Raw genomic sequence first — 12,547 nt, 5'->3', positions numbered from 1 at the left:
AATGCCTACTCGAGATGTTTATAGGCACATTGGGGCTGTAATCCCCCCAACAATGCGAGCCCTTGAGAGCCGATTTATTTGGGTTTATAATTTAAACTCCTGATTACTTCATAATTTCTCCAAAAGTTCACAATAGCCATCTAATCCTTCTTATTTCATTGCTTCAAGTAATTGCCAATACTGCACAGCATAAACCGTTTTTGCATCACAAATAACTTGTTCTTCTATTAATTGTAAAGCTTCTTCTAGGCTTACCTCAATAATGTTTACAAATTCATCTTCATCTGCCTGCAGTGGGTTAACTTGTTTCTCTAAATCACCTGCAAGATAAATATGTAGCAATTCATCCGCAAAACCCGGTGATGTATAAAAAGATACAAGGTGTTTCAAACCATTTGTTTTGTAACCTGTTTCCTCCTCCAATTCACGTCCAGCCGTCCATTCTGGCGCCTCGCCTAGTTCAATTTTCCCAGCCGGAATTTCCACAATCGCTTTTTCTAACGGCTTACGATACTGCTCCACCATCACCATTTTATTTGCCGGTGTAATCGCAACTACCGCAACGGCACCCGGGTGTTTTACAATTTCGCGTTTACTCGTTGCCCCATTTGGCAAAATAACATCATCCACCACTACTTTAATAATTTTCCCATCAAAAATCATCTCACTTTTTAACGTTTTTTCCTCTAACGAATCCATTGTGAACACTCCGTTTCTAAGACTTTTCTATCATTATACCATAATCAAGTCTGAGTGGAATTTACATCGCACGACTGATAACATCTTTTCTGCCAATATGGTATGATATACTCAAATCAGTTAGCTTTTTCAAATGATTTTCTAACAACCAATACTTAAAAAATAAGGAAGCCTAAGGAGAAGATAGATATGGTAGTTTTTAAAAAATTTATGGCCTTTACCGGCTCAATCGTACTAACCCTCATTTTGTTCGGCATTCTGGCGAACATCTTTGTCAACAACTGGTTACTTATTAGTACAGTGACACTTGTCGTTGCAGCCTTCTTGTTCTTCTTTTCTTCAAAAGCAGGAGACAAGACACATGCGATACAAACTGGACTGACAAAAAAAGAATACAAATACATCCGTGCAAACTTAGAAGAATCCCGGGCTAAAATACTACGCCTTCAAAAAATCACAGCTGCCCATCGTACATTATTTACATTCCAAGAACGCGACAAAACACTCCTACTTACAAAACGTATCTATGGTATCGTGAAAGAAGAACCGAAACGATTTTATGACGCTGAGGATTTCTTCTTCTCACACTTGGATTCTTTAGTAGAGCTCACAGAAAAATACGCTTTCCTAAACAGCCAGCCTGTCAAAGATAAAAAGATTTATCAAACGCTTTCTGATACACGTGCGCTTTTGAACGACTTAGGTCGCGTTATCGAGAAGGATCTCTTTGCACTGCTTAATAAGGATGTATCAAGCCTTGATTTCGAGCTAGAAGTAGCAAAAAATTCAATCTCCAAACAGGAAAAGAAATTTGAAAGGAGAACACCCAAATGACCGAGAACCAAAAGCCAAACGAGCCTGAATTAGAAGCAAAAGAAACACCAACATATGAACAACCAAAAGCTGAGGTTATCGATGCCAATTTCAACAAAACATTAGATGACTTACTCTCTGATCCATTCGGCACAAACGGTACACAAACAGTGCAAGAAATCGTTAACAACGAATCTGACAAGGCACCACGGTTAGTGGATATACTGCCAGAGTCGAATCGTCGTCAAGCTATGGAACTTGCGAAACAAATCGAGCCAGGAAATCAAGCTGCAATCCTCGGATACGGTGCGCCAGCCCAAGCAAAGCTACATGATTTCTCTCATTCGATGCTCAATCAAGTTCAAAAACAAGATGTTGGGCCAATTGGTGAAATTATTAGTGACTTGATGTTCCGCCTGCAAGAAGCAGATCCAGATGAGCTCGCAGCTCGCAACAAGAACGTTTTCACAAAAATGTTCTCACGTGTGAAACAATCTATCAACGAAATCACATCAAAATATCAAAAAATGGGCACACAAATTGATCGAATCGCCCTGAAATTAGAACATGCAAAAAAAAAACGTTTAATGGAAGATAACTCTTTCTTAGAGCAACTTTATGACAAGAATAAAGACTATTTCCAAGCACTAAACATCTATATCGCAGCTGGTGAACTAAAACAAGAAGAAATAAACACGAAATTACTTCCAGAGTTGCGTAAAAAAGCAGAACAATCTGGTGACCAAATGGATTTCCAAGACGTAAACGATCTAACTCAATTTGCAGATCGTCTTGAAAAACGTGTCCATGATCTTAAACTTAGCCGTCAAATTACCATTCAGCAAGCACCTCAAATTCGTCTTATCCAAAATACGAACCAAGTACTCGCTGAAAAGATTCAGTCATCCATCATGACTGCTATCCCATTATGGAAAAACCAAGTGGCTATTGCACTTACCTTGCTACGTCAGCAACAAGCAGCAGAAGCGCAGCGACAAGTTTCTGAAACAACAAACGAACTTTTAAAACGGAACGCTGATATGCTAAAAACCAACGCCATCGAAACAGCTCGCGAAAACGAAAGAGGCATTGTCGATATCGAAACGCTGAAAGAAACACAATCAAGCCTCATCGAAACATTACAAGAAACATTAAAAATTCAACAAGAAGGGCGTGCTAAACGCGCTGTAGCAGAGAAAGAGCTTGTATCCATGGAACAAGAATTAAAAGATCGCCTGCTAGAAATGAAATAAATTTACTAAAAAAATGCGATATCTACTGATTACATCAGCCGGATATCGCACTTAGCGTGTCGACAAATGCTCATTTTCGTTGTTAAAAGCTCCGTTCCAGTGCTCACGTACCCGAGTACGCTCCGCGCTGGTACTCGCTTTTGCCTAGAAACTAAGCATTTGTCGACACGCTGAGGTTTGGTGGGAAATCATGTAAAGCAGTTTTTCTACAGTCTGAGTGCGATATCTACTGATTACATCAGTCGGATATCGCACTTTTTTATACCTATTTTCCCACACAAATTTCTTTAAACTCGGTTGCCAGCATACTAAAAACAACTAAATCATGATAAACATCATGGAACAATTCATGTTCTCGTAACACACCATCTCTATGAAAACCTAATGAATCCATCATGTTTAGTGACCTCTGATTAAACGCATAGACTTCGCAATAAACTTTATGTAAGTGCAACTCATTAAATGCTACGCCTAGTAACTCTATAATTGCCTCTTTCCCGTAGCCCTTTCCCCAACTGGATTGCTCACCAATGACAATCCCAAATGCCGCATTTCCATTTTCTCGGTCGATTAAACCTAGCTCTGCTCGACCAATGACACGCTCATCTAAAATAATACTGTATAGTAGCAATGATTGGTTCACTTTCAAAAAATATTTCTCATACATCGTTTGAAAGACTTCCAGAGACCGTGGTTTCGTAATACCGCTGGCCATAGCAATATCTTCATCAAGCTCCCACACATGCATTCCTTGCACATCCGCACGTCTAATTGGTCTAATTCTCCTTAACTCCCTGTTCATCAACTGACAACTCCCAATAATTAGTATCGAGACAAGTATAACAGTGATACAGCACACTAAACAAGTGAATTCCCTAAAATCCCTCTAACTTCAAATTTTCAAAGTGCAACGGCTTTAGATTCGTTACGGTCAGACCAACCAATCGAACGCTTTCTTCTCCATTATACACATCGCGCAATAAACTAACACCTGCATCATAAATAACATGTGCATCCCGTGTATATTCCATTAATGATATTCTTCTTGTGACGGTACTAAAATCACTATATCGCAACTTCAATACTACTGTTTTACCATGTTTGCCAATCCGTTCGAGGGAACTTTCTATCTTTTGTGAAAAAAGAAGCAACATATCTTGCATCTCTCGCTCATCGAAAATATTGTTTGCAAATGTTGTTTCTTTACTAACAGACTTGCGCTCGCGATGGGGATTCACTCTAGAGTCTGACAAGCCTCTCACCGCGCGGTACAAACGATATCCTTGCTTGTTCAGCTCTCGAATGAGATCCCATTCATTCCATGCTTTCAAATCTGCACCTGAATGAATACCTAATCTGTGTAGCTTCTCTGCAGTCACCTTGCCTACACCATGAAATTTCGTAACCGGCAGCCCTTCTAAGAAAACTTCTGCATCTTCTGGTAGCACAACAGTCATGCCAGCGGGCTTTTTAAAATCAGAAGCTATTTTAGCGATAAATTTATTGTAAGAAACTCCAGCAGAAGCAGTCAAACCTAATTCATGATAAATCGCATGCTGAATTTCTAAGGCTATCTTCATTGCAGATTTGATACCTTTCTTATTCTCCGTCACGTCTAAATAAGCCTCATCCAAGGACATTGGCTCTACTAAATCTGTATAGCGATAAAATATTTCACGAATTTGACTTGATACTTCTCGGTAATGCTCCATGTTCCCGTGTATGAAAATACCATGTGGACAGAGCTTATACGCTTGTTTTGTAGGCATTGCTGAATGCACGCCAAATTTTCTTGCTTCGTATGAGCACGTAGAGACAACCCCTCGTTTGTTCGGATCCCCACCAATAATAAGCGCCTTGCCACGATATTCTGGATGATCTCGCTCCTCAACCGAAGCATAAAACGCATCCATGTCAATATGAATAATTTTACGAGTCTTATCCACTGTATTCATCGCCTTTCAATATAAAAAAACGAACATTTGTTCTTTTTTTGATTATATATGCTTATTCGTCACATTGCAAGCTAAATACATAAAAAAAAGAGCCACTGCATAAGTAACTACATTGCTTCTTTTATTTCTTCTCAAATGCACCTTTTCCGAAAAATTCAATGACACGCGGCATAACTTGATACATCCGCGAAATAATGTTCATCAAGAAGGGGAGATTTATTTCACGCTTTGGCTTGCCCATAATTCCCACGATTTTCGCTGCTACTTTTTCAGGCTTCAAAACGAGAAAACCGACATTATTAAGATAATCCCCAGATTTATCCGCAATGTCAAAAAAGCTGGTTGCAATAGGACCAGGATTGACTGTAGTCACATGAATGCCCACTGGACTCACTTCCATTCGCAAAGCATTAGAATATCCTAGAACCGCAAATTTAGTCGCTGCATACGCGGATGATTTTGGTGTTGCAATTTTTCCAGCTTGGGAAGCAATATTGATAATATGACCAGATTTACGTGCTAGCATGCTTGGTAAAACCAGTTGTGTCAAGCGCATTAAACCGAGCACATTTGTGTCAAACATCCGCTCTACTGTAACAAAATCCGTTGTTACAGCTTCTTCAAAAATCCCAAAACCAGCACAGTTTACTAAAACATCAATTTTCGTATCACCAATTCTTTGAACCACTTCCTCAACCTCTACAAAATTAGTCATATCCATCTTATAGTAAGCGCTAATAACCCCATAATCGGCTTGAATTTGTGTTGATAACTCCGCTAGTTTTTCTGTACGACGCGCTGTTAAAATTGTATGCGCTCCTTGTGTAGCAACTTGGCGTGCCATCTCTGCACCAAGACCATTCGATGCCCCAGTAATCATCACCGTTTTTCCTTTTAAAAAGTCATTCATCCTTTTTCAAACCCCTTTATAGTTCAAATATGGCAAAATCCGTTGCTATTTCTGTATTAGGAAAAATTTCACGGCATTCTGATACGAGTTCGCTGTTATCCTCGCGACTATATCGCGAACTAATATGCGTAATAATCAACCGTTTTGCTTCTGCTTTTTTAGCCAAATTTGCTGCTTCCACTGTTGTGGAATGCATATACTCACCTGCCATGTCGCCCATTTCCAAACCAAAGGTCGCTTCATGAACGATGACATCCGCTTGATTTGCAATTACTAGCTCACTCTCCGTCGCCCTTGTATCACCAAAAATAGAAATAATCCGTCCTTTTTTTGCCGGCCCGATAAACTGACTACCATCCACAACAATACCATTCTCCAACGTTATCGTCTTGCCTTCCTTCAACTCTTTAAAAATCGGCCCAGGTTTCACACCTAGCGCAGAAAGTCCAGCAGCATCGAGCGCCCCCGGTTTGTCTGCCTCCTCAATTCGATAGCCATAACTTAAAATACCATGATCGAGCTCTCGACAAATAACCTTAAAATCTGCATCTTCAAACACGACCTCACCATCAATTTCCACGATTTCAAGCGGATATTTCAAATGTGTACCGCTCACAACTAAGCTCGTCCGAATATAATTCGCAATCCCCATAGGTCCATAAACCGTAAGCGCTGTATCCCCACCTTGAAAAGAACGGCTACTAAGAAGTCCCGGCAAACCAAAAATGTGATCCCCATGTAAATGTGTAATAAATATTTTTTCTAATTTACTCAGTCTAATCGAACTTCGTAAAATTTGATGTTGTGTTGCTTCCCCACAATCAAACAGCCAAATACTATTTCGTTCATTTAGCATTGTGAGCGCAATTGCCGTCACATTACGGCCTTTGGAAGGTACACCTGCTCCTGTTCCAAGAAAAATCAGTTCCATTTTGACCCACAATCCTTTCACTTATTCGTTACTAATCATACCATATTTATCTCTTTCATTGCACGCCTACCCCAAATCTTTTTCTGAATTTTTCGGTTCAATCAGTTGCACATTAGAAATCAAACCGCTAAAATGGTAAAGAATAATGAGGGCAACTATGATTATATCTTAATTGTCTCATTCCAGAACAAGCTTTGAAACATCCTGCCCTTTTTACTTGGTTAGGATGTCATCTGGCTTTACTAAAATCAAGCGAAGGCGAAAGCTTTCCACCGATTTATCTGGGTATGCTCCACACAATAATGAAAGAGGGTAAGTACGTATGACAGAAGTGAAAGAACAAGTAGCTTTAATTACTATTTTTGGCGGTACGGGAGATTTGGCAAATCGCAAACTTTACCCTTCGCTATATCATCTCTTCACGAAAGGCTTTTTAAAAGAGAATTTCGCAGTGATTGGTACAGCTCGTCGTCCATGGACCAATGATTTCTTTCGAGAAAAAGTGGTTGAATCGCTGAAAGGCATCGAAAAAGAAGGCTTCGAACCAGAAGAATTTGCATCACATTTCTATTATCAATCGCATGATGTAACTAATCGTGAATCATACGTTGAGCTTAAAAATTTGTCTGACGAACTCGATAAAAAATATGAACTGCAAGGAAATCGTCTATTCTACCTTGCGATGGCACCTAATTTCTTTGGAACAATCGCAAGTCGCTTAAAGTCAGAAGGTTTTGTCGATAATGCTGGATTCAGTCGCTTAATTATCGAAAAACCATTTGGCCGTGATTTGGCAAGTGCAGAAGAACTAAATGAGTCGCTTCGTCAAGCATTTGACGAGAGTGAGATTTATCGCATCGACCATTATTTGGGCAAAGAAATGATTCAAAATATTTCTGTGATTCGTTTTGCGAACTCTATTATTGAATCGCTGTGGAATAATCGCTACATCGATAATGTCCAGGTAACATTGAGTGAAACGCTTGGTGTAGAGGATCGTGGTCGCTACTATGAGGAAAGTGGCGCACTTCGTGACATGGTTCAAAATCATATTCTGCAAATCGTATCCTTGCTAGCGATGGAACCACCAATTAAATTAACAACACAAGAAATTCGCCATGAAAAAGTACGCGCACTCCGTTCATTGCGTGTCATTGAAGGCGATGATGTGTATAAATATTTCGTACGTGGACAATATGGCCCTGGAACAGTGGATGGCAAAGAGCTGCTCGGTTACCGTCAAGCTGATAACGTTAATCCTGATTCTAATACCGAAACCTTTGTTGCGGCCAAGCTCATGATTGATAATTTCCGCTGGAGCGGCGTTCCGTTTTACATTAGAACTGGTAAGCGCCTCGCGAAGAAAGCCACGCAAATCGCGATTCAGTTCAAAAACGTACCAATGAATCTATTTGGGTCAAATCATTCGCTCGGCGGAAACGTACTGGTGATACACATCCAACCAGACGAGGGAATCACGCTGCACATGAATGTTAAAAAACCAGGTCAAGGAATGTTGACAATGCCAGTTAATCTCAACTACGCTCACTCCTCACCGGATGGTATGAACACACCTGAGGCCTATGAAAAACTGATTCAAGACTGCCTAAATGGCGATGCAACTTACTTTTCACATTGGGATGAAGTTTCCTTATCGTGGAATTTCATTGACAAAGTAGCAACAGCTTGGTCGAATACAAAAGAACATTTCCCGAACTACACATCCGGCACAATGGGGCCAAAAGAAGCGGATGAATTAGTGTCACAGGATGGATTTAAGTGGTTTGATTGACGAGATGCCCAAAAAGGTCAAAAAAGACTGTTTAGGCGCAGGCAGATAAAATGTTTGCAGGATTAGAAGCTTAACCGTTTCTACCTAACAAAGAACCTATCTTTACTTACTTCGCATGTTACAGAAGTAAGTAAGATAGGTTTTTTTTGCAATCCAGCGCCCTCTACTGCTGTTCCCTTTTTCACAATTCCATGTTACAATTAAGGGGAATACGCAGTAAAAGGAGAATCAATATGCCAGAAAGCATTGACGATTATATCGATCGTGGTATCCATGGCGCAAAAGAAATTAATCCAGCCGAACGAAAAAAATACCTCGGTACTTTTCGAGAGCGAATCGAAATTCAAATGAGTAAACAAGAAGTTTTTCAGAAGTTTTGCACGAAAGAATTAGAACAAGAAATGAAAGATCACCCAAAGGCAAAACTCCTTCTAAACGGTTCTATCTCGTATGAAATATTACGCGCTTATATTATGTTAGCAGAAAAACATCGAATTCCTTTTTCAATTGTGGCACGTGAAGATGATGATACGCCTATTGGTCTTGTTCTGACAGAAGATCATGAGATAAATCGTGAAGACACGCACCTCCATGAAATGCCCATTATCACAGAAGGCACAACAGGAAAAGTCTCATTACTCGATAAAATCAAAGCTATTTTTCAAGATTAAAGGAAGTGACATAAATGCTCCATACGATTGTATTGGCACTAGCGATTCTTGTCTTATTACAAACAGTCTATTTTTTCATACGCAAAAATACCGATATGGGTGTTATGTTCTTGCTTATCGGTATCGCTTTGCTTATTATTTCTACTATCGGTTAGAGAAGATCGCGAAACAGGGGTCGTCTAGTTTTACATGTTAGCCTAGAGGTTCGCCGGTGTCTATTGCCGTGCGCAACCTCTTTTGCATCTCCCCGATTCCTCTTGTGCCATGGAGTGGAAATATAAATTGGTTTCTTCTATCCGACACATCCTCAAGTAGTGGTCGAAATTTTGTTCCACCTAGCATCACAATCGGTTCCTGCTTAATGTTTAGCGCCTGCCACTGCTCTGTTAACTCTTCTATTGAAACCGTGTTTGCTGTTACACCACGTGCTGTAAACCTCACATCATAAGTTCCTGGCACAATCGAATCAGGGGCTAAAAAACCGTACTTAGGCGACAAAATCAAATATTCTCCGTCAAATTTTTCCGCATATACTCTGCATAACCGATGGAAGGTTCCAGTATAAGCCTCTTTTGCGGGAACTGGTCCTATCCCCTGATGCCGATCCCAAATTTTTGGCTTCCCTGATGGTATAATGATCATGACTTCCCCCTATTTATTGGATATTCCCATAAAACAATCTTGCCACGGCTCTCTATTTTATCCTGATCAGGTTGATAAATAAAACCTGATTTACGCAACGCTTGAATCGAATAGGGATTATTCTCAAAGCTCCGCGCAAATATCCGCTTAATCTCAGGTTGCGCTTTTAGCCACATTATCAGTTCTGCTAGCGCTTCCGTTATATAGCCATTATTTTGATAAGCTGGCACGATACTGTATCCTAGCTCAATTTCCCCTGTTTCTTCTGGCTTGCCTTGTCCGCCTATTTCTCCAATGACCTTGTTCTCCTCTTTCAACACAATTAAATGCGTCCACTTTGTCATTTCTGGCTCTTTTTTCACATTCTCTAATATATACGGTAGGTAAAAAAAGAAATCGATTCCAGGCCATTCTCTGGACACAGCATAGCCCGATACCCGCTCCAGCTCATCTATGCCTGCAATCGTTGCTTTAATCCAGTCTAAATTGTATTCTAATAACAACAATCGTTTCGTTTCTATTTTTCCCATGTCAATACCTGACTTTCCGTTTCGATATATCTTCCTTCTAAAATTATCAAATTCCCCCTCATTACGCAAATTTTTTGCAACATACCACCTGTTATTATCACCATGTACTAATTTTTTGAAAACTTTTTTCATTTTAATTGTATGCGCTTACACCTTTACATATCAATCTATTTGCCATTGTATTTCCCTTTTTCAATGAAATCCAAAAGCAACAAATTTTCAAATAACAGTTGACATTTCCTTATCAAAAGCTATAATTAATAATAATATTACATTGATTGATACTTACTTGGATTCAAAAGGCTACATACGAATTTGTAAAAGTATCTCATGATGATAAATTTGATTTTAGAGGAGTTAATGACTTATGCAAACACTAAACCGAAATTACGTCATTACAATTTTATTACTCTAGCAAGGGTCTGGAACACTGTTTAAAACAAGCAGTCGTTTAGATCCTGTTTATCATTAAATGGGATACTTATCTAGGCATCCCATTTTTTAACTCAAAAATGGGATGCTTTTTTGTTGCCAATTTACCTTATCAATGTCATTTTTCATTTCAAAAGGTCATGCTAATTGATATATTCTAAAAATTCAGCTTCGACCAACAATTATAATAAAGAAACGGGGAATATGCTCATGCGTAGTGATAAAATAAAAAAAGGTGTTGAACAAGCTCCAGCTAGGAGCCTTCTACACGCAACCGGTCAAATCAAAAGTCCAGGTGATATGGATAAGCCATTTATAGCCATTTGTAATTCTTATATCGATATCGTTCCAGGTCATGTGCATTTGCGTGAGCTTGCGGATATTGCAAAAGAAGCCATTCGTGAAGCTGGCGGTATCCCCTTTGAATTTAATACGATTGGTGTAGATGATGGCATTGCAATGGGCCATATCGGGATGCGTTATTCGCTTCCAAGTCGTGAAGTTATTGCAGATGCTGCGGAAACCGTAATAAACGCCCACTGGTTTGATGGTGTTATGTACATTCCAAACTGTGACAAAATTACGCCCGGCATGTTACTTGCCTCTGTACGTACAAACGTGCCGGCTATCTTCTGCTCCGGTGGCCCAATGAAGGCTGGTCTTTCTGCTACTGGAAAAGCTCTAACCCTTTCTTCGGTTTTCGAAGCTGTCGGCGCTTTTAAAGAAGGTAGCATGAGCCAAGAAGAATTTTTAGATATGGAAGCTAATGCTTGTCCAACGTGTGGCTCATGTGCTGGTATGTTTACAGCAAACTCGATGAATTGTTTGATGGAAGTACTCGGTATGGCGGTTCCGTTTAACGGGACAACGCTTGCTGTATCGGACGCTCGCCGCGAATTGATTCGTGAATCAGCGTTCCACTTAATGGATCTTGTTAAAAAAGATATCCGTCCACGCGATATTATTACGCGTGATGCGATTGATGATGCTTTTGCGCTAGATATGGCGATGGGGGGTTCGACAAATACCGTACTTCATGTGCTAGCTTTAGCAAATGAAGCAGAGATTGATTATGATTTGGAGCGCATTAATGAAATCGCTAGTCGTGTTCCTTACCTTTCCAAAATTGCACCATCTTCCGCTTATTCCATGCACGATGTCCACGAAGCCGGTGGTGTACCTGCAATTATGAAAGAGCTTGTAGATTTGGAAAACGCAATTCATCCCGATCGGATTACCGTGACTGGTAAAACGATTCGTGAAAATGTAGAAAATGCCAAAATTAACAATACTGACGTGATTCATCCTAAGGAAGACCCATATACGAAAACGGGCGGCCTCTCTATCCTCTTCGGAAATATTGCGCCAAAAGGCTCTGCAATCAAGGTTGGCGGCGTAGATCCATCAGTATCTGTATTTACCGGCAAAGCGATTTGTTTTGATTCACATGATGCTGCTGTAGAGGCGATTGACAATCATACAGTTCGCGAGGGTCATGTAGTCGTGATTCGTTATGAAGGACCTCGTGGTGGCCCAGGAATGCCGGAAATGCTTGCCCCAACTTCTTCCATTGTTGGACGCGGGCTTGGAAAAGATGTCGCACTCATCACAGACGGGCGCTTCTCTGGTGCGACTCGTGGGATTGCAATTGGCCATATTTCTCCGGAAGCAGCTTCTGGTGGACCCATTGCACTCATTGAAGATGGTGATACGATTGTAATTGATTTGCCAAATCGGACGTTGAATGTTGATGTTTCGCCAGAAGTTTTAGAGAAACGACGCGCTGGTATTCCTAAGTTTGTCCCTAAAATTAAAAAAGGCTATCTGGCTCGTTATGCTGCACTCGTGACTTCTGCTCACACTGGTGGCGTACTACAACTTCCAGATGATTTCTTAGAGTGATAAGGAGAGGTGATAAA

13 protein-coding genes are annotated in these 12,547 nt (G+C 40.2%); 6 read left to right on the top strand and 7 right to left on the bottom strand.

The genetic code is table 11. The annotated features are described in order from the left end of the window. Positions 1-150: 150 nt before the first annotated feature. Entirely contained in the window at positions 151-699 is a 549-nt protein-coding gene (locus PROCOU_RS10905; protein ID WP_036072357.1) for an NUDIX domain-containing protein, read from the bottom strand. 189 nt (positions 700-888) lie between these two features. Between PROCOU_RS10905 and PROCOU_RS10900 the strand changes: the two genes are divergently transcribed. Together PROCOU_RS10900 and PROCOU_RS10895 are read left to right on the top strand one after the other, a co-directional pair. Continuing rightward, positions 889-1,533, top strand: a complete 645-nt coding sequence (locus PROCOU_RS10900) for a 5-bromo-4-chloroindolyl phosphate hydrolysis family protein (protein WP_036072355.1) — start codon at positions 889-891, stop codon at positions 1,531-1,533. Beyond that, the gene (locus tag PROCOU_RS10895) at positions 1,530-2,765 is read left to right on the top strand and encodes a toxic anion resistance protein (RefSeq protein WP_036072353.1); all 1,236 of its coding nucleotides are present in this window, start codon (positions 1,530-1,532) and stop codon (positions 2,763-2,765) included. Before PROCOU_RS10900 ends, PROCOU_RS10895 begins: the two co-directional genes overlap by 4 nt. A 265-nt stretch (positions 2,766-3,030) precedes the next feature. Here the strand turns inward: PROCOU_RS10895 and PROCOU_RS10890 are convergent, their stop codons facing one another. From PROCOU_RS10890 to rnz, 4 genes are all read right to left on the bottom strand, one after another. Beyond that, positions 3,031-3,567 carry a GNAT family N-acetyltransferase gene (locus PROCOU_RS10890; protein WP_077913421.1) on the bottom strand — a complete coding sequence of 179 codons (537 nt, stop codon included), beginning with the start codon at positions 3,565-3,567 and terminating at the stop codon, positions 3,031-3,033. A gap of 73 nt (positions 3,568-3,640) precedes the next feature. Beyond that, positions 3,641-4,711, bottom strand: coding sequence for a DNA polymerase IV (dinB, locus tag PROCOU_RS10885; protein WP_036072352.1), 1,071 nt, complete (start codon positions 4,709-4,711; stop codon positions 3,641-3,643). A 130-nt stretch (positions 4,712-4,841) separates the two neighbouring features. Next, complete coding sequence (locus PROCOU_RS10880; RefSeq protein ID WP_036072351.1) at positions 4,842-5,630, bottom strand: SDR family NAD(P)-dependent oxidoreductase; 789 nt, start codon at positions 5,628-5,630, stop codon at positions 4,842-4,844. Between the two features lie 16 nt (positions 5,631-5,646). Beyond that, positions 5,647-6,561, bottom strand: a complete 915-nt coding sequence (gene rnz, locus PROCOU_RS10875; protein WP_036072350.1) for a ribonuclease Z — start codon at positions 6,559-6,561, stop codon at positions 5,647-5,649. A 322-nt stretch (positions 6,562-6,883) separates the two neighbouring features. Here rnz and zwf point away from each other — a divergent pair, with 322 nt between their 5' ends. From zwf to PROCOU_RS18000, 3 genes are all read left to right on the top strand, one after another. Continuing rightward, positions 6,884-8,353 (top strand): glucose-6-phosphate dehydrogenase, encoded by a 1,470-nt coding sequence (zwf, locus tag PROCOU_RS10870; protein WP_036072349.1) that lies wholly within the window; start codon positions 6,884-6,886, stop codon positions 8,351-8,353. A 233-nt stretch (positions 8,354-8,586) separates the two neighbouring features. Beyond that, positions 8,587-9,024 (top strand): YueI family protein, encoded by a 438-nt coding sequence (locus PROCOU_RS10865; protein ID WP_036072348.1) that lies wholly within the window; start codon positions 8,587-8,589, stop codon positions 9,022-9,024. 14 nt (positions 9,025-9,038) lie between these two features. Beyond that, positions 9,039-9,179, top strand: coding sequence for a hypothetical protein (locus tag PROCOU_RS18000; RefSeq protein WP_166666074.1), 141 nt, complete (start codon positions 9,039-9,041; stop codon positions 9,177-9,179). Between the two features lie 37 nt (positions 9,180-9,216). On the opposite strand, the gene PROCOU_RS10860 is transcribed toward PROCOU_RS18000, so the two are convergent. Continuing rightward, a complete protein-coding gene (locus PROCOU_RS10860; RefSeq protein WP_036072346.1) occupies positions 9,217-9,666 on the bottom strand; it encodes a DUF6884 domain-containing protein in 450 nt (149 codons plus the stop codon). Next, positions 9,663-10,196, bottom strand: a complete 534-nt coding sequence (locus tag PROCOU_RS10855; protein WP_036072393.1) for a GNAT family N-acetyltransferase — start codon at positions 10,194-10,196, stop codon at positions 9,663-9,665. Before PROCOU_RS10855 ends, PROCOU_RS10860 begins: the two co-directional genes overlap by 4 nt. Positions 10,197-10,838: 642 nt before the next feature. On the opposite strand from PROCOU_RS10855, the gene ilvD reads away from it, so the two are divergent. Next, positions 10,839-12,530 carry a dihydroxy-acid dehydratase gene (gene ilvD / locus PROCOU_RS10850; protein WP_036072391.1) on the top strand — a complete coding sequence of 564 codons (1,692 nt, stop codon included), beginning with the start codon at positions 10,839-10,841 and terminating at the stop codon, positions 12,528-12,530. The last annotated feature ends 17 nt before the right edge of the window (positions 12,531-12,547 follow it).

Origin of the sequence: Listeria rocourtiae FSL F6-920, from assembly GCF_000525975.1 — a bacterium.
GTDB classification, from domain to species: domain Bacteria; phylum Bacillota; class Bacilli; order Lactobacillales; family Listeriaceae; genus Listeria_A; species Listeria_A rocourtiae.
The sequence above is the reverse complement of the archived record's forward strand: the minus strand, read 5'-3'. Positions and strand labels throughout refer to the sequence as shown.